Genomic DNA, 22,958 nt, shown 5'->3' on the forward strand with positions numbered 1-22,958 from the left:
TCCTTGCTCTGCAGTCCGGTGGGGAAGCTGAAACCCAGGAAGAATTAGGCGGGCCTGAGACGTGCGGATGGTTTTCCCGGGAAAGATAACTTTGCCCAGCACTTTCACACAATGTTATCTTTATACGTTTGATGATTGCGGCCTTAAATCCTGAAAAGTGCCGCCTGAAAAATTCGGAGGCCTTTAACCCCATGTCCCGGTCTGTCCTGCGTACCACGCTTGCCACCACCCTTTCCGCCGCCCTGCTCTGCAGCACCCCGGTGCTGGCCCAGAGCGCCACGGAGGAGTCCACCGGTGAATCCGCTGGTGCCTCCTCCCTCTCCTCGGGTTCTTCCCTGTTTTCCTTCGGTTCCTCCGCCAACTCCGATGAGAGCGGAGACGCCAGCCCTGCCGAGGAGGAAGGCAGTGTGCTCGGTTCCGCCAACAGTCTGCTGCAGGCACTGATCACCGGCTCCTCCCAGTCCACCACCTCCTCCGGGCTGGGGGTCAACGGTTTGCTGGGACTACTGAACCTGGTCGGACTCTACGAAACACAGTTCAGCGGCCCCCTGCTCAGCAGCGAGAGCGGTTACCCCCTCACCACCGATGAGAGCATCAACACCGCGGAAATACTGAGCCGGGAGACCGACACCCGCGCTCCCCGGCTCGAGCGCTGGCACATCGCCTCCCCCTCGATGAAGCGGGTGGTTGAGGTGCAGATCATGCGCCCCGCAGATGACTCGGCCGCCGCACCGATGATCTACCTGCTGGACGGCATCGGCGGCAACAAGAATTCCTCCGGTTGGATCAACGGGGGCGAGGCACCGAAGGTCTTCGCCGAGGAGAATGCCACCGTGGTCATGCCGCTGGGTGCCGCTGCCTCCATGTACTCCGACTGGGAGCAGGAGGATCCCGCGCTGGGCACCATCAAGTGGGAGACCTTCATCGTCGAGGAGCTGGCCCCCCTGTTGGAGGCGGAGTCGGAGCTGAACTTCAACGGCAAGCGTGCCATCGGCGGGCTGTCCATGGGTGCCACCGGTGCGGTGAACCTGGCCAACTCCAACCCGGATTTCTTTGACGGGGTCATCGGCATCTCGGGCTGCTACTCCACCCTGGACCCGGTGGGTCGCCAGACCGTCAACCTGATTGTCGGTTCCCGCGGGGGCGACGTGGAGAACATGTGGGGCCCCTATGGTTCCGAGACCTGGGTGGAACATGATGTCACCGCCAACCCGGAGGGACTGCGCGACATGGCCGTCTACCTCTCCGTGGCCAATGGTTCGGTGACCGCCGGGGATAAGCCGGTCTACACTGACCAGCCCTTCTTCAACATGATCGCGGGTGTGGTGCTGGAGCGGGGCGCTCTGGAATGCACCTACAACCTGGATAAGTCGATGCACGATAAGGGGATGGACCACCAGGTGGTGGAGTACAAGTCCGGTGGTCTGCACAACTGGGATAACTACAATGAACAGCTACAGCCGGGCTGGGATGCCATCAAGCACGTCCTGTACTAGAGCTTCCACCCCCTGGGTGAAGCTCCCCTGGAAAAGCCTTTCACCTGCACCTCTGAGGAACCTACCGCTGCCTGGGGAACCCGGCCACATCCCCCCGGAACCGGCCGGGAGGTAACGACAGCCACTTTGGTCACGACAGTTCTCCCAGTAGGATCTAGCGAAATGGTCTGCCCCGGTCATGGTCGAGCGGGGTGAAGACAGCAGGACTTCTGGGAGGAAAATACGTGGTTTCAAGGTCTTGGTCCATCATCTCCACCGGGCTGGCACTCAGCCTGACGCTGGGGGCAGGCCCCGCCCTGGCCCAGAGCACCGGTTCTGACGAAGGGTCTTCAGCGCCGCTCAGCTCGGGTAGTTCCCTGGGTTCCAGCAGCGGGCAGGATGATGGCGAAGGCTCCACCACCGGGTCCGCAGCGTCCTCCGATCAGGAGGATCTGGCGGATCTGACCCGGGATCTGATCGACCTCTACTCCGGCAGTTCAGCCGCCAACTCAGGTAGTTCCCTGCGTGCTCTGACCAGCTCCCTGGAAGCCACCGGTTCCTCCCAGATCTCCCTGCCCGAATCGATGGTCATCATCGCTGGCGATTACCCCAAGCCACTGGATGAGTCGATCCAGACCCCGGAGCTGATCTCCCGCGTGCCGGAGGGGGATCGTCTGGAGCGTTGGACCATCGCCTCCCCCGCCATGGCCCGCAATGTCGAGGTGCAGGTGCTGCGTTCCGCGGACACCACCACCCCTGCCCCGATGCTTTATCTGCTTGATGGGGTGGACGCCGCCCGCGACTCCAACTGGTTGGATTCCGGCCGTGCGGGCAGCTTCTTCGAGAATGAGAACGTCACCCTGATCATGCCCACCGAGGCCCGGGCCTCCATGTACTCCGACTGGGTTTCCGATGATCCGAACCTGGGCCGCCACATGTGGGAAACCTTCCTCGCTGAGGAACTGCCACCCATCCTGGAGGCGGAACCGGAACTGAACTTCAACGGCAAGCGTGCCATCGGCGGCATCTCCATGGGTGCCACCGGTGCGGTGCACCTGGCTAACACCCGCCCCGAGCTCTACTCCGCGGTCTTCGGCCTCTCCGGCTGCTACTCCACCCTGGACTCCCTGGGCCGGCAGACCGCACAGCTGACCCTGGGCACCCGCGGCGGGGACGTGGAGAACATGTGGGGCCCCTACGGTTCCGAGACCTGGGTGGAACATGATGTCACCGCCAACCCGGAGGGACTGCGCGACATGGCGGTCTACCTGGCATCCGCCAATGGCGAATATGACGATGTGGACCGCCACAACTACGGCAACACCGCACTGATCGACATGCCGCTGGGCATGATCCTGGAACAGGGGTCGATGCTGTGCACCCAGGACCTGGATGAGGCCATGAAGAATCACGGGATGGAGCACCAGGTGGTGGAGTACTTCGACAGCGGTGTGCACGCCTGGCGTAATTTCCGGGCCCAGCTCACCCCGGCCTGGGACTCAGTGAAAGACGCCCTGTATTAGGGTGGATTAGGGCTCTGCGCCGCGGGTTATTCCTCTGATTCCGCTGATTTTTCAGCAAGCCTGGCCAGTCGTTCCAGATCAGCGCGGACCGCCAGGCAATCAGCCTCGAAATCAGCATTGCTTGCACTCCCCTGCCGCACCGTGAAGATGATCTCGGTTCCGGCGGGGTGGACAACCAGCCGGAGCGGATTGTCCATGGTGGTGCCGTCTGGGAGGATCACACGATGATCGAGCACACCGAGCTGGTTCCGCGGCAGAAACACCGTGCGTACCCGGCCCATCGGTGAGTCCAGCTCCACCGTATTTTCATCCATCACCTGCAGATTTCCCGCGGCCAAACCAGCGGCCCATTCGGGCAGCCGAAAGAGATCACGGGCGATGTCGTAGATCGTCTGCGGGAGGGCTTGAGCCACCACCGCGATATGCCGCGAATCAGAGATGATCATGAGCCCAAGAATAACCAGGAAAAGTCCCCTTTTCAGACACTGAAGCCAGTCCCCTCCAAGGCCTGAACACTGATCATCATTTTCGAGGAACACAACTGGATGGGCTGGCACAATCACACCGGTGCTGGTGAGCGCGACACATCTATGTGCCACCACGTAGAGGTTGACTGCTGCTCTACATAGGTTGGCTGCTGGCCTAAAAGTTCTTCCGGTGGTCTGAGAGTTCCCATGCTGTACTCGCTCAGCTGCAGAGCATCGTTATCCAGTTCTTAGGGGGTGTTGTCCGTACTTGCGGGCCGCTCCCCCACCCAACCCGAGCGCTCCAGAGTTTTATCCCGCTTTTTCTCAACGCGCAGTCCCACAGTGCCAACTACCTGAAGGAACTTAGATTAAAGGACCTTAGAGCCTGGTTTCCCCGATACCAGGCCCCCGCCCGCCGGGATCTCATCGATCCTTACTTACTGCGGTTATCCCACGTGCCCATCACGAAACGAAGCCACGGGAGAAATTCGGGTTGGTGAGCTGCTTTCCCTGCCCCCAGGAACAGCACTGACATAGACGCCACCACGCAGTTCATCACCGCACAATAACCAAATTCAGTCCGCATTCCATCCCAGAGAGCCCACTCAGCCCCAGTTAAAGCTGAGGGCATACATGCTGAATAGGAAAGGAGAAGCAAGAGCGTAAAGGAACAGACTCACAACACCAATTGTTCTCAGATCCTTCCCCTTTTCAGCTGTGGGAATGGCGTAGATTACGGGGAGGATAAAGTCTATGGATGCGAGAAGTCTGGTAGACACTACCGGGTTGGGGTAAAGGGCAATACCAGACAATGTAACGAATATATAATAGTAATAGAGAGCTGGCGGAATCGCCTTAACTTTATTCAGATTATACACGATGGCTAAATGAAAAACTGCCCATAAAAACTTGGCGTAAATTAGGTATGGCGACTCGGAAGTATTGAGAAATAAGTAGCTTTTGTATTTCTCCGCCAGATCGGCATCAGCCATCGAGAGTATTTCAGGGGTATAGGACGACAGGATGAATGCAATGGTCATGGCTGCGAAAGCGATGAAGAGCCCATACCTGTTGGACAGAAACCTCTTGCAGAAATGAGATACCAGATAGATTATCCCGGTAGTCCTATGTATGAATAGTGTCGCGAGGGGCATTGCAAGGCCGCGCACACTGGACTTATGCTGTATGAGGGAGATGCCGTAGAGGACGATGGCTACCGCGAGTCCCTGGCGGGAAATGTTTATGTATTGCATTATTCCATAAGGCAATATCGCCGCCAACGCCAGATAAAGGGATGCGGAAGAGTAATCTTGTGTGAAATTCTTTATTGCATGCAGCAGCAGCAGGCTGGTCGCAAGCGCGAGGGCAAAAAGGTATTGCGAACTATCCAGCCCAACCTTCTTGAGCAGGATGCCTGCATAGGAGAACAGGAAATCACTGGTGACGGTTTCATCAAGGAACCTGTCTATATATTCCTCAGTGTCTGCCCCTACATTGGGGGACCGAAATCCATAAAACCATGCTATTGCTATCGCCAATACGTGGGCACTGATGGTCCTGGTTAGACCGATCAGCTTGCTTGTCGCTAACGCGCATAAGGAAATTATGGCGAAGAATCCGAAAATTGATACGATGCTATATGTCATTGTGTTAATTCTTATTCAATGCGAGGGGCGAATACTTACCATTGCTCTATGATTTTCGGAGAGATTTCTCCATCATATTTTTGGGAGAATTGGTTAACCTATTGAGCAAGGTTAAGACGGGGCATTTTAATAGAGGCACATAAGCTTCTGACGGGTTCTGGAACATGACTTATTTACTGGTGGATCCATTTCAGGTTTCACTCGGCAAGTGGCTGCCCCCCAAGGTCGCTTGATGGTCACAGTCTGGTTGGCCGCCTGCTGCCACGTTCATAAAATGTGCCAGATAACGACCAGATAATAATTCAGCATCCCTTAAGGCTTTGCTAAGGATAGACCATAGTCTTGCGGTCCCGGATTTTTCACGGGTATCCCAGTGAACGTCCCGCGCGGGGGTAGTCAGTTCTGGGGTCGCCGAAAAAACGGCGTGCTCCCCCCCCTGGTGGCGACTGACTGCCAGGGATGGATCTGACCCCTGGAAAGCAGACGCTGATAATGGGAGTACCGGGACCGGTCCGCCCTCCCAGCGCCACCCCCACTGGTCAAGCCCTCCGGATGGCTCAGGACTACGGTTGCTCTCTTCGATGCACTCAGCCGATCACATCATTGAGTTCATCGAGGATGCCATCCCAGTGGAGTCTTAACCCACCGACTCGATCACGGCCCGCATCGCCGCCTGGGTACGTAGATATTCCCCCACCTGAGATTCAGTGTCTTCCGCACGCCAGCCCAGCAAGGGCCGCAGGGCCTCAGCCACCAGGCGTAGTGCCGCCTCGCTGACCAGGCCGAGAGTACCCAGGGTCAGACGGCGGTCCACCACATCGCGCAGGGTGCGTGCCCCTTCCTCACACACCCCATAAACTACCTGTGCCAGAATGTCCCGGCAGCCATTGGCCGGGGAGATCTCGCGCGCCAACCCCGGATCCTGCCGAATGAGTTCCAGCACCGCCCCGTGCCCGGTTCCGTAGAGCCGCGCCAGGTGCAGGCGGTTGCGTTCCGGAATCCCCAACTCCGGCTCACGCTGCAGGGCGGCCTCGAAGGCCGCCTCCAAGCTGCCGAAATCCCCGAATGATCCGGCCACCGGCAGATGGCGGGAATCGAATTTCCGGGTCGGTGGCAGATTCTCAGCCTCCACCTTGAGCACCTTCTCCAGCACCTTCTCTCCCATTGCCCGGGCGGTGGTCCACTTCCCGCCGGTGACGGTGAAAAGACCCGGCACCCCGGACTCCGCATGGTTGAAGATCTCAAAGCGGCGGGAGGAGGTGTAGGTGTCGGCACCATCATCCACCAGCGGCCTGACCCCCACCAGGGTCGCCTCAATCGCCGCCCGATCCAGCGGCTCAGCGGCCACTGAATCAAAGGTCTCCAGCAGCAGCTCAATATCTTCCGGGGTGGTCACCGCCTCATCGGCACTGCCGCTGATCAGGGTGTCCGTGGGACCTATCAGGGTCCTTCCCTCCCAGGGATTGACCATGAAATGATGACCATTACGGCCCCGGACGTAGACCCCCTCCCGGCTGCCCAGATCCCGGGTGAGCAAATGCACTCCCTTGGACTGCTTGACCTTCACCCCCACCACCTCGGCCAGCTCCCCCAGCGCAGACTCAACCCAGGGGCCGGCGGCGTTGACGGTGACCTTCGCCCGGATCTCATGACTGCCCCCACCGAGCCGGTCGAGCACCTCCACCCCACGGACCCGGCCGGATTCTTCCCGCAGCAACGCAATGACCTCGGCATGGTTGACGGCGGTGGCCCCATCACTGATGGCTGATCCCAGGATCGCCAACAGCAGACGTTCCGGATGAAGATTGAGGGTGTCATCATGGCGCCAGGCCCCCACCAGATCCTGTGGCTGGAGCCAGGGCACCTGGGCCAGCAGCTCCTGCTTGTTCACCCAGCGGAAACGCCGGGAACGGATGTCCTTGGGAACACGGAAGTTACGGTTGGCGGCCATCGCCTCATAGAGAGCGACCCCCGCCCCCAACACCGGGGCCTTGGGGGCGGACCATTCATAGGCGGCGAGCAGGAAACTACGCGGCTGCACCAGATGCGGGGCGGCGATCCCCAGATAACGGCGTTCCGCCAGGGATTCCGCCACCACCCCAAAATCATATTGCTCCAGGTAACGCAGCCCACCGTGGATCGCCTTAGTGGTGGCCGAGGAAGTACCCGAACCATAGTCCTCACGCTCCAGGAGGATGGTGCGCAGACCATGACCGGCGGCATGCCGGGCGATCTGAACCCCGGAGATACCACCGCCGATCACCGCCAGATCATATTCACCGTGCACCGCGGGACCCAGCACCCGATCCCCGAAGTCACCTGTGCCTAAAGAAGCCATGGGCCTTCCCTTCTGCGGTCCCGGAGAGCAGTGGAAACCCAGTCTAGGCGCGCCGGGTGGGGCCTGGCACGGGATTTTTGAAACTAGGAAGGGCGAGGGCGCAGATGATGTGTGTGCCCCCGCCCTCAAGGTGGGTTCCCGCTACCCATTGCCGCAGCTGGTGCGGGGAGGGCGGGAAAGTGTTTAGAGTAGCTCGATGATGCCGCGGATCAGCACCGAGATGGCACCACCGGCGGCCAGCAGGGTGGCCAGGCGGCGCGCCCAGGTATTGGAGACGAACTTGTTCAGGGCATCACCCGCGGAGGCACCGACGAAGATGAAGACGATCGACAGCAGCCACAGCCACCAGGGCACCGCGGCGAAGTCCATGCCGCCGACCAGGAAGATCTTCAGCAGGAAGGAGAGGGTGTTGGCAACCAGCAGGATGGGGTGCAGGGTGGAGACGAAGTCCCGGTGTTCCCATTTGACCATCCGCGCGTAGACGGTGAGTGCGGGGCCAGCGATACCGGCCACCGTGGACATGAAACCACCGGCCGTGCCGGCGATGATCATCGGCAGCTTGGCTTCGGGGCTGATGTTGAAACGCTCCGGTTTGAAGGATGCCACGCTCAACGCCAGCAGCACCATCACACCGATCGCGATCATCAGCCAGGGACCGTCGACCAGGAAGATGATGCCGACCGCCGGCAGCGAACCCAGGATCAGACCGCCGGCCAGGACGCGGAACTTGGCCCAGTCGGTTTTCTTCCGCACCGCCCAGGCGTTATTGGCGGCGTTGATGATGGACAGGCCATTGATCATGGTCACGCCGGCCACCGGGCCAAGTACGAAAGCCAGCACCGGGCCACCGACCAGACCGAGTCCCAGTCCGGTGATGCGCTGGAAGATGGATCCTAGAAGGACCGTCAAAATCAGAACTATTGCAAGTGTGATCACGAAAGATCAGGATATGCGGTGCGCTCCCCGCTCAAAGAATCGCCACTGGCTTCAGCCATCCCCGTTGGCCTGCTTTCCCTGGGGTTAGGGACCTGCCCAGGTGACCTCAGGGACCACAGGTTGGGGGTGGCTATTCCCCTCTGGGGGTGGCTCCGGCATCCATCCACACCGGGGTGGTGTCCCCACGGAGCAGGTCCTCGATCTCTGCGGCGGTGCGCAACACCCTGCCCCAGTCCAGCTCCGCCGGTAGTTCCAGGACCGGGTCGGTGTGCAGGCGGGAGAACTCGGTGCTGGCCTTGCGGTGCGGGGCACCCAGTCGACCGCAGGCGAGATAGCTGGCGGCCTCGCACTCCAGGAGCCGCAGCGGGCCCCGGAGCGGAGTGATATAGGGATTGCGCCATACCTGCGGGGAGTAGCCCATCAGCACCGAGGCGAGGCAGAGGCAGATTTCCGCGAATATGTCATCGGGCCCCAGGGAGCTGTTGATGTCGAAGGTGTACCAGGCATCATGACGGTTCAGCTGGGGGGACATCGGCATCCTGCCCACCGCGGAGGGGTTGACCCGCTGGCGGCTGCTGGCGGAGCCGAGCTGATCAGACCAGGCAGCCACCGCACCGACCTTCCAGAGGTTGCCCAGTTTGGCCCTGCAGTGCCAGACCAGGTTCTCATCCAGATGGCGGTAGACCTGTTCGGTAGCGAAGTCCTTCTGCAGGCGGCGCACCCAGGTGTGGGTGGCGCTGAGCAGGGCGTTGGCCTGTTCGTTCCGACCCATCAACACCGCCGCCGAGGGCTCCAGGTGCATGTCCTGGAAGAGGTAGTGTGCTTCAGTTTTGGCGGGACCCGGGACAGGTCCTTCCCGGGGGATCTCCAGGTGGATCGGCCGGGCTCCACTCTGCGGGGTGTATCCCAGCAGCTTCCATTCACCGGCCGGTCGGATCGTCATCCGCTCGGCTTTTTGGGTGACCTCCTGGAGGTTGGCGCTGGAGTAGATGTCGAGGGACTGATCTGTCTGAAGCGCAATTTCCACGGCCTGCTCCACCGGGAACAGGGGCAGGCTCCGGACCACTTCAATGATGAACTGTTCCAGACGCTTGCGGCGCTGCGGATCCTCTTCCGCATCGAGGCGGTATTCAATCTCGGTGTAGATCATGGGTACTCCTAGGGGGGGTGGGCCTGCACTTCGCGGCGGGGCCGGAAGAAGCTCAGCCGTCGACCGGATGCCCGGATCGCCGCGGCGGTTAGCGCCATCACACATGCCGGGGCAATATAGGTTAGCCTAAGTTAACTTATTCACCCTATCCGTTGTCAACGAGACTGAAAAGGTACTCCCGACCCAGCAGGCGATGGTCAAGGTGAGATAAAATCTATACCTGATTTAATTGTGACCATCATCATATCTTCTCGCCTGCCCCGCCACCACCGGCAGACTTCCCGCCACCTGAAAAGGACCCCCAGAACATGAAGGCACCCCCGGCGGTCGACCACCACCGCGGGTGCCCCTGAACCAGGGGATCCCGATTAATATGTCCTTTCCGCTTGCGACAGATCCCCCCTGCGTCATCTGCAGAGGACCCGGTTAAGCCCCCAGCTCACGCTCCCAGACGCGGTGCGTGGCCAGCAATGGATCCAATGCCTCCACCGCCTGAGCCAGAGTGTCGATCTCCACCACGCCCGGCCCACTGGTAGACAAGCCCAGCTCAGCTGCCTTGGCTGCGGCGGCGCTGAGCACTGCGGCGGCTTTGTTATGCCGGAATACCTCATCGAGCAGCACCCTGGCCTCTGGCAGGTCGGGGGCGTCGGCAACCACCACTGCATCAAATTCCACGGAACGGGCGGTGGTGTAGGTCCGGGAGATCGGGACCTCACTCTCGCCGAGGGTGCCACCGCTCTCCCCGATCACCAGGGGAACCAGGTCAGCGGCGAAGGCCGCCGCAACCAATTCAGCAACGGCTGCCGGATCAGAGTTTTCGGTGGTCAGGATGCCGAGCTGGCGGCCCTGGACCGGCCACTTCTGCCCCACCTGACTCAGTGCCGGGCTGGGGGTGACTTCAGCGGTGTCCTGCGGTTCGGGGTGCGGCAGACCGAGCCCATCGGCGACAGTATTGGCCAAGCCCTGGTCGATGTGCGCCAGCACCCCCACCGCGCGTTCCTTGATGGATTGCTCATAACATTTGCCCAGTTCAAAGGTGTAGGCGTTGGTAACATGCCGCTGCTCCACCTCGCTGAGGCTGAGATAGAACAGGCGGGCCTGGGAGTAATGGTCATCGAAACTGACCGCCTGCTCCCTGGTGATGGTGGTTTCGAGGATCGGGACGGGGACGTCGATACGCGCCCCCTGCTCCTCGGTGGCGATGAAGGGATTGCCGCCGTCGAGGGAGTTGGGCCGGTAGGGGGCGACCCCGGCGTGCTTGCCCACCTGGTGCATGCCATCCCGGAACATGTCATTGACGGGGGCATGCGGCCGGTTGATCGGCAGCTGGGAGAAATTCGGCCCGCCCAACCGGGAGATCTGGGTGTCCAGGTAGGAGAAGAGCCTGCCCTGGAGCAGCGGATCGGCGGTGACATCGATGCCTGGTGGCAGGTGGCCGGGGTGGAAGGCTACCTGCTCGGTCTCCTCGAAGAAGTTCGTGGGGTTGGCGTTCAGGGTCATGGTGCCGATGATCTGCACCGGAACCAGTTCCTCCGGCACGATCTTGGTGGGATCCAGCAGGTCAATTCCCTGGAACATCTGATCTTCCGTGTCCGGGAACACCTGCACACCCAGATCCCACTCCGGGAAAGCTCCGGCCTCGATGGCATCCGCCAGATCACGGCGGTGGAAGTCAGGATCCACACCCCCGGCGATCTGGGCTTCCTCCCAGACCAGGGAGTGCACGCCCAGGCGAGGCTTCCAGTGGAACTTCACCAGACTGCTTTCCCCGGCCGCATTGAAGAAACGGAAGGTGTTGACACCGAAGCCCTCCATCATCCGGTAGGAACGCGGAATGCCACGGTCAGACATGTTCCAGATGGTGTGGTGGGTGGCTTCGGTGTGGAGGGTGACAAAATCCCAGAAAGTATCATGCGCGCTCTGTGCCTGCGGGATCTCGCGGTCAGGGTGCGGCTTACCGGCGTGGATGACATCCGGGAACTTGATGCCGTCCTGGATGAAGAAGACCGGGATGTTATTGCCCACCAGATCCCAGACCCCCTCGGCGGTGTAGAACTTGGTGGCGAAACCGCGGGTGTCACGGACGGTATCGGCCGAGCCACGGGAACCCAGCACGGTGGAGAAGCGGACGAACACCTCGGTCTCTTCACCCTCAGCAAAAACCTGTGCCCGGCTCAACGAGGACGCGGCCCCATTGGCGCGGAAGACACCGTGGGCACCTGCACCGCGGGCGTGAACCACCCGCTCCGGGATTCGCTCATGGTCGAAGTGCGTAATCTTCTCGCGGAGATGGTGGTCCTGCAGCAGAACCGGGCCACGGGGTCCGGCCTTGAGGGAACGGTCGGTGGTGGGAACCCTCGTGCCCTGGGCGGTGGTCTGAAATTCCCCCTGCTGCCCATCTCCACCCAGCGGGATTTGGAAGGGGCAACCGGTGGGTGAGACATCCGCCGGGGTGCGCTGATCAGGCTTCGGGGGCAGCGGGGGTCGCGGTGAGGTCGGCTCAGCGAAGCTGGCCGGCTCGGACTGCGGTACGCCCGGAGCCTGCCCATTCGGTTGGGAGGATGCGCGGTCGTTTTTAGACATCAGATTCTCCTGCCGGGTCAGGGTCGGGTGAGTTGAGATGAGCTGCTGACCCGTTGCTGCGAGTGTACGTCTAATCACCACCCTGAGAGACGTGGATCACAAACTCAAGGAAAATTCCTGCTGGAATCAGGAAAAACTCATCTCCGTGAAAGTTTCCGAATGCACTGTCCCAGCCCCCCCGGCCTTCCTCCTCCCCGGTTCGACTCATGGGAGGGAACGTCGGCGAGGATGATTTTCCCGGACCCGCGGCAGGTCGATCAGCCACTGTCCGCTATACGAAGATCCTCGGGTTAACTAGAGTCACAACCATGAAGGTGACCTGCCACACAGCAATGGCGTGGTCGGGGTTCATTTCCGGCCTGCTTCTGCTGCTCACCGCCACCACAACGACCAGCGCGGGAAAACCCCGGGGCAAAGGTCCTCCCACAACCCCACCATCAGCATCGCCCCCGGCCCTGGGCCCCGGAAGTTCGCCCGCAGCGCTGACTCCCCCGGAGGACACCTCCGTCACCCCGGAGATCACCACCGGCTACCGCTCCGGAATGAAGGCGGTGAGCCACCCCCACTTCGCTGTCGCCACCGCAAACCCACTGGCTTCCGCAGCTGCCCACCGGATTCTGGCTGAGGGCGGCACCGCCGCTGATGCCCTGGTCGCTGCGCAATTCGTGCTGGGCCTGACGGAACCCCAATCCTCCGGACTCGGCGGCGGTGGTTATGTCCTCTACTTCGATGCGGCACAAAATCAGCTCTTCGCCATCGACGGCCGGGAGACCGCACCATGCGCCGCCGAGGAGAACTATCTGATCCAGATCTCCGCCCAGGACCCCACTCCCCCGCTTCCCGACGCCCGCCGTTCGGGGCGTTCCATCGGGGTGCCCGGCATCGTGGCGGCCCTGGGACAGCTGCATGCCACCCACGGCCACACCGCTTGGGCGAGATTACTCACCCCCGCCCGGGAGCTGGCTGAGAATGGTTTCCGGATCAGCCCCCGAATGTCGGCATCCGTTGCCAGCTTCGCCGCTGATCTTTCCCGCGACCCCGCCGCGGCCGCCTATTTCCTGCAACCCGACGGACACGCCAAACCGGCGGGCACCCTGCTGTGCAACCCGGCCTACGCCGAAACCCTCCGGCTGATCGCCGCGGGCGGTCCGGCAGCCTTCTACCGGGGAGAGATCGCCGCCGACATCGTGGAACGGGTCAACCGGAAAACACCCGGTGTCACCCCAGGCCGGATGAGCCACACCGACCTGGAAAACTACACCCCGCTGTACCGAGAGGTACTGAGCGCCACCTACCGTGACCTGCTCGTCTATGGCATCTCCCCTTCCTCCGCTGGCGGGGTGGCAGTGTTGAACACCCTGGGCATCCTCGAGAATTTTGACCTGGCCAGGTATCCCCCGACCCAGGTCGGCGACAACGGCGGACTCCCCCACCCGATGGCCATTCACCTGATCAGCGAGGCCCAACGCCTGGCATACGCAGACCGCGACGCCTACCTCGGCGACCCTGCCTTCGTGGACATCCCCGGTGGAGTGAATGAATTATTCAGCCGGGAATACACCAGATACCGCGCCGGACTGATCAACCAGGAACGCTCCATGGGGCGGGCCGTCCCAGGGCTGGACATCGTGGCCAACAGCGCCCCGGTCACCGAATCCGGCACCAGCCACATCTCGGTCATCGACACCTACGGCAATGCCGCCGCGCTGACCACCAGCGTGGAAGCGGCCTTCGGCTCCTTTCACTTCACCCGCGGTTTCCTCCTCAACAACCAACTCATGGACTTCTCCACCATCCCCCGCGACAACGCCGGAACACCTGTGGCCAACCGGGTGGAACCAGGTAAAAGGCCCCGATCTTCCATGTCACCGACCCTGGTGTTCCACACCACCGCGGAAGGGGAACGCGGGGATCTCTTCATGAGCCTGGGTTCGCCGGGAGGTTCCCTGATCATCCAGTTCGTGATCAAGACCCTCATCAACATCATCGACTGGGGGATGGACCCACAGCAGGCGGTCTCCGCACCCAGCTTCGGGGCCTTGAATCAGCCGCAGACCCGGCTGGGCATCGAACATCCCCTCCTCCTCGAGCACGGCACCGAGCTCGCCACGGCGCTGGAAGTGCTCGGCCACCAGGTCTTCTCCAGCGTGCAGTCCAGCGGACTCTCCGTTCTGGTCCGCGGTTCGGATGGGATGATCACCGGGGGTGCGGATCCCCGCCGTGAGGGTGTGGTGCGCGGCGGATGACCCCCACCCCCTGCTTCTCGACGCCCCTCGCCACCTCGGCGCGATCCAGGAAAACGACCACCTCAGACCTCATTCTTGCTGCTACAAGCTTTCCTTCCCCCACCCCAGAGGAACCTGTCTAACAACCGATAGGTTAAATTGCTTATTCGTTGGATGACCCGAGCACCTTGTTAGTCAGACAGGTAATTACATGGCAATCCCCGAACATGACCTCGCAGCAGCCCCACCCCTGGCGGGGCAGGAGACAGCACAATCTGAAGGGGGTTCCACAGACCTCCACCGCGGGCTGAGCAATCGACATATCCAGCTGATCGCCATCGGTGGTGCGGTGGGTACCGGGCTCTTCATGGGCTCAGGAAAAACCATCTCGGTGGCCGGCCCCTCCGTGCTGCTGGTCTACGCCATCATCGGGTTCATGCTCTTCTTCGTGATGCGGGCAATGGGCGAGCTGCTGTTGTCGAACCTGAGCTACAAATCCCTGCGTGACGCGGTCTCCGACATCCTCGGTCCCACCGCCGGGTTCATCTGTGGCTGGACCTACTGGTTCTGCTGGATCGTCACCGGCATGGCCGATATTGTCGCGGTGACCGGATACACCCAGTTCTGGTGGCCGGACATCGCACTCTGGGTACCCGGCGCGATCACCATCCTGGTGATGCTGGGCCTGAACCTGGTTGCTGTCCGTCTCTTCGGTGAGATCGAGTTCTGGTTCTCCATCATCAAGATCATTGCCATCATCGCCCTGATCTTCACCGGTGTTGTCATGGTGTTGACACATTTCCAGTCCCCCGACGGTTCGGTGGCTGATTTTTCAAATCTCATTGCGCACGGGGGCTTTTTCCCTAATGGACTGGCGGGCTTCCTCGCCGGTTTCCAGATCGCCATCTTTGCTTTTGTGGGTGTCGAACTGGCCGGTACCGCCGCCGCCGAGACCGCCGATCCGGAGAAGACCCTCCCCAAGGCCATCAATGCCATCCCGATCCGGGTGGTCCTCTTCTACGTCGTCGCACTGGCCGTGATCATGATGGTCACCCCCTGGGATCGGGTTCCGGCGGATGCCAGCCCCTTCGTGCAGATGTTCGCGTTGGCGGGTCTCCCTGCCGCCGCGGGTGTCATCAACTTCGTGGTGCTCACCGCTGCCGCGTCCTCCGCCAACAGCGGCATTTTCTCCACTTCCCGCATGCTCTTCGGCCTCGCTCTCGAAGGCCAGGCTCCCACCCGTTGGGGCAAGCTCTCGCGGACCCAGGTGCCCGCCCGGGGACTGATATTTTCCGTGCTCTGCCTGGTTCCCAGCCTGGGGGTGCTCTACGCCGGTTCAAGCGTGATTGAGGCTTTCACCCTGATCACCACCGTTTCCTCGGTGTTGTTCATGGTGGTGTGGAGTTTTATTGTCGTCGCCTACCTGAGTTTTCGTCGCAAGCATCCGGAACGCCACGCCGCCTCCAAATTCAAGGTCCCCGGTGGTGTCTTCATGTGCTGGGTGGTTCTCGGCTTCTTCGCTTTCATGGTGGTCGTGCTGACCATGGAAAATGACACCCGTTCTGCACTCATGGTCACCCCGGTCTGGTTTATCCTGCTCTTCATCGGCTGGTGGGCCACCGGCGGGGTTCAGGGTGCCCAGAAGCGTGCCAAGATACGCCAGCTCTTCTAGGCGCGGGAAACCCCCGGTTCCCGCTGCGCCCCCTGGAATCCTGGTCTACTCCGGCACGTTCCCAGAGTCACGGCCGATGAGGTAGGCATGCTGACCCCTTCATAACCAAGGTGTGTCGTGATTATCATGCCCCACGAAGATGGGGCATCTAAAGAAAACAGCGTTGCGCTGAGACCTGGAAGTGATGCCAGCAGCCGCTTAAACAGGGGGTCCGTGGCGGCCCTCTGACATCACCTAGGGTTCCATCACCCGGTAGAGCCGGTAGTCCGGCTGCCCCGAACCCTCGTTGGGGATCTCCAGTTCCAGGGTCGCCAGGTCTGCCCCATCCGCATAGATGGAGGGATAGCGGCGGTTAACCGGATCATTGGCACCCCGGCCTTCTGGAGCGACGGTGAGGATGTACCGCACCTGGGTGACCGCCGGTTCCTCCAGCCGGATGATGAAGTCCGAGTCGGAGGGCACGGTGAACTGCTTCGGGTTCTCGGAGGCGGTCAGCACTGCGAAAGCGAAGGTGGTGTCGGTGAGTACTTCACCATCCTCAAGATCCAGGGAGTCCAGATGCTGCGCCAGTCGCCGTTCAGTGGAAAAGGTCCGCAGGATCTCCCTTCTCCCGGCTTCTTCAGAAGGGGAGCTCTCCGCTCCGGGGAACAGTTCTGCCAGGGCATATTCCTGTGGTGCCCAACGCAGGGAACTCATCCCCTGCCAGGTGATGGCATGACCGCCGAAGACCAGCACCGACAGCAGGATGAGCAGGGTGGCCGGAAGGGGCGTTGAGCTGTGCCGCGGGGTGAATCCCCTGCCCGTTCTTCTGGCAGCGAGGTGTCCCCGCGGTGGAGCCAGCTGAATCAGCAGTACTGCCACCAAGATCGCGCCGACCATGAAGAAGCGGAGGAATCCGAATGCTCCACCCATCATGGCGGTGAGCATTTGGAAAGCCAGAACAGTTCCGAAGAGGACCGGGGCGATCAGGGGCTCCGGATCGCGACGTCGCCAGCTCAGCCATCCGACCACGGGCAGAAGCAGGATGAGCAGGGGCGCCTGCAGCCAGGTCCGCATCAGGGAGTCCCCCAGCGCAGTCACACCGCTGGCCACCCCACCGGATTGATCGATGATGGCGGTGTTGCCGTAGGCGGAGGTGAACTGGGCCAACAGGTCACCGGTGGCCAACCAGCTGGAGGCCACCCAGACCAGGAAGGCAAGTGCCAGTGGGGCGGCGAATACAATCATGTCCACCACCGCATAACCGGGGTGGAAATCAGCCCGACCGGGTCGACTGCGGCGCCAACTCAACAATCCGACCATCAAGGTGGCTACGGCGGCCACCACCAGGGCGTCATAACGGGCGAGGAAGGCCAACGCCAGGCCCACCCCACCACCGACCAGATCATGGACATCATCGGTGCTGAGCCAGCGGATCAGCCTCCGGGTGCTCAGCAGCATCGCGAAGCAGAAAGGTGCTTCACTCATGCCGCTGGCACCGTAGAGAACAACCATGGGGTGCAGGGCGAAGACCAAAATCATCAGTGCTGCCACGGGGAGGGACAGGCCCCGATCCCCGGTGATCTTCCACAGCTGTTGCACGGCAGCCGCCATGAAACCAGCGGAGACGATCACCGCCGCCAGACCCCACTTCGTCATCCCCGGGAGCAGGGGGCTCAGGGCCACGAAAGGCAGTTCAGCCAGGGTGCTCAAGGGGGTGAACACGAAGCCCATGGCAGCCAGATGCGGATAACGGCTGTAGAGCACCGCCTGGGCGGACTGCACCCGGCTGAGAGAGTCTCCCATCATGAACCCCTCCCCCCGGGCCAGCCATACCCCCACGCCCAGATAAAGCAGGAATGATGCCAGCAGGATCCACCGACTCAGCCGATTCCAACGGAGGCTCAACCCCTGGCGAGGATCATGGTGACGGAAACTGTATTCCGGGAGGTTGCGCTGGTTGTGGGGATCGTGGAGCAGACTCATCAGGCATCCAGACCATGGGCGGTCTTCTCCCAGTAGGAGGGGCGGAAGATCAGCTGCCAGGCTCCCTTGATCGCGGCGATGGACATCAGCACCCAATAGAGGGGGAAGGTCAGCACCGCCACCACCATGAGCGGGTCTCTGCCTTCGCGCACCCCGACCAGATTCATATACATGGTGCCGGCGTTGCCGATGATCAGACAGAGCAGAGCCGGATAGTAGACGAGAGCGGGAAACATCGCGGCGATGGTGTCTGGCTGGCCAAGCAACCAGGTCAGGGAGAGGTACCAGAAGATCATGTTGACCACGGCGATGATCGGGGTGCCCGCCATCAGCAGGGTGAAGCGAAGCGCTGGAAGCGGACCAATCTCCCGGATCAACCAGCCGGGGCGGCGCATGTACACCAGCCAGGTCTGCAAATATCCCTTGTACCAGCGGGAACGTTGGCGCAACCAGTTGATGGTGTCACTGTTGGCCTCCTCCCAGGTCACTGAATCCAGGACGGCGGTGGAATAGCCGAAAGCCTTGATCCGAACCCCCAGGTCAGCATCCTCGGTCACGTTATAGGGATCCCAGGCCCCCAGCCCCTGCAGCACACTGGTGCGCAGGTGGTTGGAGGTACCGCCCAGGGGAACCGGGGCGTCCATCCGCATGATGCCCGGCAGCAGGTAGTTGAACCAGACGTCATACTCCACGGTGAACCAGGCGGTGAGCAGGTTCTGGCGGGCATTGCGGTAGGACAAGCGCGCCTGGATGCAGGCCACTGAGCTGTCCAGGCTGCAGAAGGCGGCCACCACCCGACGCAACTGGAGGGGGTCCGGGATATCCTCTGCGTCGAAGATGGTGGTGATCTCCCCGGTGGCGAAGTGCAGACCATAGTTGCAGGCCTTCGGCTTGGTGCGGGGCTCGGCGGCCGGGACCTTGAGGATGGTGGCCACCTCATTGACATGCGCGGCCTCGGCCGCCTCGATGGTGGGCGCGTCATCCTCCTCCAGCAGGAGCAGAACCTGGAGTTTATCCGCCGGATAGTCAAAGGCGCGCATGGAGTCCAGCAGCTGACCGATCACCTCAGGCTCACCATAGGCGGGCACCAGCACCGTGTAGCGCGGCAGCTCATCATCAGGGATGGCCAGGGCCTGTTCATCACTGATCCGGAGAATGGCGTTCTTTTCGATGCCCCGCCAGAACATCAGGAAACGGTCGATCAGCGTGATCAGGTAGGCGGCGGTGGCGATACCGGCCACCAGCATCAGGGTCCACCGTTGCAGCAGGACCATGCCCAGGGTCATCACTGCGATCAGACCCAGGAAGAAGAACTTCTGGGAGCGGGTGAAGGCAATCGCGGCGGAAACCTCCGGGTCCTTCAGGCGCAGACCGTCGATGGCGTCGATCAGGGCCTCACGCTTGGCAGCCTCTGGGGCATCAACCGGTAGCGGCATCATGGTCCTTCCATGCCTGTTCCACCAGTCCACGGGACAGTACGGTCACCAGGTCCTGGTCCTTGATTCGGGGGGTCTCATCCTGCGTCACTGCATTGCCGCGGAAGAAGATGGTGAGCAGTCTTCCCAACAACTCGGTCAGGGATCTGTTCACCTCCGGGAAAGGGGCTTTCTCACGGTGGTCATCCACCGCGATCACGGACACATACTTGGCCACCCCGTCCTCGCGGGTCCAGATGAAGTTCAGGCGGGTGGAGGTGAGGAACTTGTCCTCATCCAGTACGGTGTAGAGATTTCCGTGGACCCCATACCCCAGATAGACCTGCTGGGTTTCAGACACCCGGCCGTTGATGGTGGAGTAGAGCGTCTCATCGCCGAAGAGACGACGACGGTAGGTGTTGTCCCCACGCAGGGTGTCCACCACCACCTCACGATGCCGACCATCGGGATCCCATTTGGGGACGTAGTTCTCGGCCCTTAACTCCTGCCGGGTCAGGGTGGCACCCGGACCGAAGAAATTCTCCGCCCAGAAATACTCTTCCCTGCCGATTTCCTCCCAGTTGGCAGGCACTGCGACACCCGATCCGGATGAGGTCGATGGTCCCGCCACTGCCACCTCAGCGACCCTCTCCGGCAGCTGTACCGTACCCATGATCAGGGCGGAGCAGCTTAGCAGCACCATTGCCCACCTCACCTGCTTGACCGTGGGTTCGCGGCGCCGCAACAGCGTCCGGCGGGTTCTCTCCCCCCGGTTCATGAGAACACGTGAGCCGGCCCCCAGGAGTACCGCCAGCACACCCGGCAGTTGGGTGGTGGACAGCGGTTGTTCCGGCCAGATCCGCTCGATCGTGACACAGAGGATGAGTCCATAGCCCAGGATCAACACCCCCGCCAGGAGTTTCCGTCGCCAGGTGCCACCGATGCAGGTGCTGATGGAGATGGCGAGGAAGCAGACGGTGGTGAAGGCCGCCCCGAACCAGTCCCCGCCGAGGAGCAACCAGAGCAGCTGGTAGAGCGGGGCGTTGAGAAAAATCAGCACCAGCCAGGCCGGGCCAAAACGCAGCGTGGAACGAGTTCCGAAGAGCAGGGCTGAGGCCCCGAAGAACCAGATGTAGGTGGCCAGAAGATCCAACCTGAGCAGTGAGAACCAGTCCGCGAAGCGGGGCACCAGCTGCCACATCATGGTCACAGCGACGACCAGGGAGATGATGCCGACGATGTAGTCGACCTCACGATCATGGATCGGTAGTTCCCGGGTTCGGCGGCGATCGATGGTGAAGAGCAGAACCACCACAATGATCAGGGAGGTGAGGCTGTAAACCGCCGTACCGTCCCGGATATACTCCGCAGAACGCAGAAAAGGGTTATGGAAGGCGATCAACGCCAGGATGCCCAGTACCGCCCAGCGCAGCCAATAACCCCGCATGCTGGGTGCGGGGGTCGGCGCACTTTTCTCAGGCGTTGCCGTCAGGGTGCTCATCTCAGCGACCCCTCTGCTCCGACTCCTGGGGATCTGCCTGCGGGACTGGGCCCTGGGCCCGGGAACGCAGCATCAAGACCACCGCCCCCACCAGAATCAGGAGGAGGAAAATCCCGCCGAGGATCCACCCCCAGCGGTGAGCGGAGCGGTCCTGGCCGGGATCCGACTGAGCCGCACCGAGCACATCCACCGGTTCGCTTCCAGCGAAGGTGACCAGGGCCTGTCCCTGCAGCTGGGACCATCGTCGAGGTTGTGCCTCAAGCCAGTTCAGGGTCTGATCCAGCAGTTCCGGGGCGGCAGTGGAACCGGCGGCGATGATCATCCGGGAGCCCTCTGCATCCCAACTGGTCTGCAGCGAGGCGAAGTCCTTCTCTGCCAGCCGTAGCTCTCCTTCCCCACCGGCCACCTTGAGAACCTCCCCCTCTTTTCGTACCGGCAGATCAAGCTCAGTGAAGCGCTGCCCCGTGGTGTCGATGAGCAGAGCTGGGCGCTGCCCTGCGAGGGCTTCTTCCCAGGACACCAGCTCGGGGCGGAGCCGGGAGCCGGAAAGCGACTGGATCCCGTTGAGGATCCGCACGGTGCGCTGCACCTCAGCCAGGGTGATGTCCGCCAGTGCCACATCCACCCGGGGCAGCAGGGCCTGGGGCAGTGCCAGGAAACCCACCGACTTCGGGATGTCCACCAGGTCCGTGGAGATCTCACTGGTGCCGTCGATCCGCAACCTAATCGGCTGGGTGTGGCCACAGTCGACGGTACCCGTGCTCAACACCTCCACATCCAGCTGGCTGAAACGCCCCAGCAGATCACGGGGAATGAGGATGTCTCGGTCGATGATTCCGCTGTCATCCATCGGGTGCTGGTCCAGGATCGTTTCTCCCACGCGGTAGAGCACCTGCCCCGCATTGGCCTCCGGCAGCGGGGTGTAACTACCCTGCAGCTTCAGCTCCAGGTCCCCGGGGAAGGAACCCAGCCGGGAACGGTCCAGCCCGATGCTCACCTGGGTGCGTGCCAGACCCTCACCAGCCAGGCGATAATTACCCAGTTCCTGCACGGTGGTGGCGGCCGGGGCCAGATCCGGCGCCTCCACCAGATTCTCCACCGTGGCGTTCTCCTCATCCGCCAGCTCAAGCAGCTCTGTGCTGAGCAGACGGGCCTGATCCAGCAGCGCCAGGTCCTCACCCGCTAAACGCAGATGGACACCTTCCGCACCGGACTGCCCCACCGAAACCTCGGGTTTGTCCTCAGCGATGATCACGATCTGCCGCTCAAAGTCCCCGGCCAGCGCCGACGGCTGTGCGCTACCCGCGGGCAGGGCAAGCACCTCAATTTCAGGGGCCTGGGAGCGGTAGCGCTGGCTCATTGCGGTGGTCACCTCGAAAGCCGCGGCAGCTTCCGCCTCATCAGGTTCCGCGGGCAGGTAGATGCTCAGTTTCTCCATCACCTGGGGCAGGAAATCCGCCACCGACTCCGGGTGACGGGTCTGGCCGAAAAATTCCACCGTGGCATCCCGCAACTGCGGCTGGAAGAGGCCATCATCCCAGGTGCACCAGTCTTCGATGAGCGGATCCAGGAAGCTGCGCACCTGGATGCTCGCCACTCCCTGATCCACGGGAACCCCGGCGATCGGCAGTTCCACAGTCACGGAACCGGGATCATCCTCATCCGCACGATCCAGGTCAAGTTCCTGGATCCCCAGTAGTTCTCCTTCGGCGTAGACCTCAATACGTCCACCGGAATACTCGGCCGGGATCTGGAATTGGCCGTTGAGCACTACCGGACTGGTTCCCTCGGGGACCGGAATCACCAGCTCCACGGTGGCGATCCTGCCCGGAAAGTCCGCGATCTCCCCCAACCCCAGGCTGTTGAAGGACAGGGTGGGGTCGGTGACTGCCGTGGCGGTGGGGGCGAGCGGAAGACTCAACCCGGCAATCACACCCAGGGCAGTTAAACTCAGAAATTTGGGACGCGGCATGGCAGATTCTCCCGGGGAGTGGCTGTTAGTACGGTGCCGCCACCAAGCCAGATCTACTTCCCGCAATCACCACCAGAAGCTGATCTGCCC

Annotated in this window: 14 protein-coding genes; 4 read left to right on the forward strand and 10 right to left on the reverse strand. The window is 61.8% G+C overall.

Annotation, left to right across the window (positions count from 1 at the left end):
• Positions 1-191: 191 nt before the first annotated feature.
• Positions 192-1,496 (forward strand): alpha/beta hydrolase, encoded by a 1,305-nt coding sequence (locus COCCU_RS10300; RefSeq protein ID WP_156231426.1) that lies wholly within the window; start codon positions 192-194, stop codon positions 1,494-1,496.
• A gap of 224 nt (positions 1,497-1,720) precedes the next feature.
• Entirely contained in the window at positions 1,721-2,998 is a 1,278-nt protein-coding gene (locus COCCU_RS10305; RefSeq protein WP_231598740.1) for an alpha/beta hydrolase, read from the forward strand.
• Between the two features lie 26 nt (positions 2,999-3,024).
• Here COCCU_RS10305 and COCCU_RS10310 read toward each other — a convergent pair whose 3' ends face one another.
• The 6 genes from COCCU_RS10310 to COCCU_RS10335 all read right to left on the reverse strand — a co-directional run bounded on the left by COCCU_RS10310 (position 3,025) and on the right by COCCU_RS10335 (position 12,118).
• Positions 3,025-3,444 (reverse strand): hypothetical protein, encoded by a 420-nt coding sequence (locus COCCU_RS10310; RefSeq protein ID WP_156231427.1) that lies wholly within the window; start codon positions 3,442-3,444, stop codon positions 3,025-3,027.
• A 626-nt stretch (positions 3,445-4,070) separates the two neighbouring features.
• Positions 4,071-5,111 carry an EpsG family protein gene (locus tag COCCU_RS10315; RefSeq protein WP_156231428.1) on the reverse strand — a complete coding sequence of 347 codons (1,041 nt, stop codon included), beginning with the start codon at positions 5,109-5,111 and terminating at the stop codon, positions 4,071-4,073.
• Between the two features lie 637 nt (positions 5,112-5,748).
• The gene (locus COCCU_RS10320) at positions 5,749-7,449 is read right to left on the reverse strand and encodes a glycerol-3-phosphate dehydrogenase/oxidase (protein ID WP_156231429.1); all 1,701 of its coding nucleotides are present in this window, start codon (positions 7,447-7,449) and stop codon (positions 5,749-5,751) included.
• A gap of 183 nt (positions 7,450-7,632) precedes the next feature.
• On the reverse strand, positions 7,633-8,385 hold the full coding sequence (locus tag COCCU_RS10325) for a sulfite exporter TauE/SafE family protein (RefSeq protein WP_156231430.1): 753 nt from the start codon (positions 8,383-8,385) through the stop codon (positions 7,633-7,635).
• A gap of 130 nt (positions 8,386-8,515) precedes the next feature.
• Positions 8,516-9,535 carry a hypothetical protein gene (locus COCCU_RS10330; protein WP_156231431.1) on the reverse strand — a complete coding sequence of 340 codons (1,020 nt, stop codon included), beginning with the start codon at positions 9,533-9,535 and terminating at the stop codon, positions 8,516-8,518.
• Between the two features lie 426 nt (positions 9,536-9,961).
• Positions 9,962-12,118, reverse strand: coding sequence for a catalase (locus COCCU_RS10335; RefSeq protein ID WP_156231432.1), 2,157 nt, complete (start codon positions 12,116-12,118; stop codon positions 9,962-9,964).
• Between the two features lie 308 nt (positions 12,119-12,426).
• On the opposite strand from COCCU_RS10335, the gene COCCU_RS10340 reads away from it, so the two are divergent.
• Both COCCU_RS10340 and cycA read left to right on the forward strand, forming a co-directional pair.
• Positions 12,427-14,364 carry a gamma-glutamyltransferase family protein gene (locus COCCU_RS10340; protein ID WP_156231433.1) on the forward strand — a complete coding sequence of 646 codons (1,938 nt, stop codon included), beginning with the start codon at positions 12,427-12,429 and terminating at the stop codon, positions 14,362-14,364.
• A 190-nt stretch (positions 14,365-14,554) separates the two neighbouring features.
• Positions 14,555-16,015, forward strand: coding sequence for a D-serine/D-alanine/glycine transporter (gene cycA / locus COCCU_RS10345; RefSeq protein WP_156231434.1), 1,461 nt, complete (start codon positions 14,555-14,557; stop codon positions 16,013-16,015).
• A gap of 234 nt (positions 16,016-16,249) precedes the next feature.
• On the opposite strand, the gene COCCU_RS10350 is transcribed toward cycA, so the two are convergent.
• The 4 genes from COCCU_RS10350 to COCCU_RS10365 are packed head-to-tail and all read right to left on the reverse strand — an operon-like array spanning position 16,250 to position 22,868.
• On the reverse strand, positions 16,250-17,980 hold the full coding sequence (locus COCCU_RS10350) for a glycosyltransferase family 39 protein (RefSeq protein ID WP_231598741.1): 1,731 nt from the start codon (positions 17,978-17,980) through the stop codon (positions 16,250-16,252).
• The gene (locus COCCU_RS10355) at positions 17,980-19,416 is read right to left on the reverse strand and encodes a glycosyltransferase (RefSeq protein WP_156232790.1); all 1,437 of its coding nucleotides are present in this window, start codon (positions 19,414-19,416) and stop codon (positions 17,980-17,982) included. The genes COCCU_RS10350 and COCCU_RS10355 overlap by 1 nt, the downstream gene beginning before the upstream one ends.
• Positions 19,400-20,896 carry a hypothetical protein gene (locus COCCU_RS10360; RefSeq protein WP_156231435.1) on the reverse strand — a complete coding sequence of 499 codons (1,497 nt, stop codon included), beginning with the start codon at positions 20,894-20,896 and terminating at the stop codon, positions 19,400-19,402. The genes COCCU_RS10355 and COCCU_RS10360 overlap by 17 nt, the downstream gene beginning before the upstream one ends.
• Position 20,897: 1 nt before the next feature.
• Positions 20,898-22,868: a hypothetical protein gene (locus COCCU_RS10365; RefSeq protein ID WP_156231436.1), complete on the reverse strand. Its 1,971-nt coding sequence runs from the start codon at positions 22,866-22,868 to the stop codon at positions 20,898-20,900.
• Positions 22,869-22,958 lie beyond the last annotated feature (90 nt).

The sequence above is a fragment of the Corynebacterium occultum genome, from assembly GCF_009734425.1.
Taxonomy (GTDB): domain Bacteria; phylum Actinomycetota; class Actinomycetes; order Mycobacteriales; family Mycobacteriaceae; genus Corynebacterium; species Corynebacterium occultum.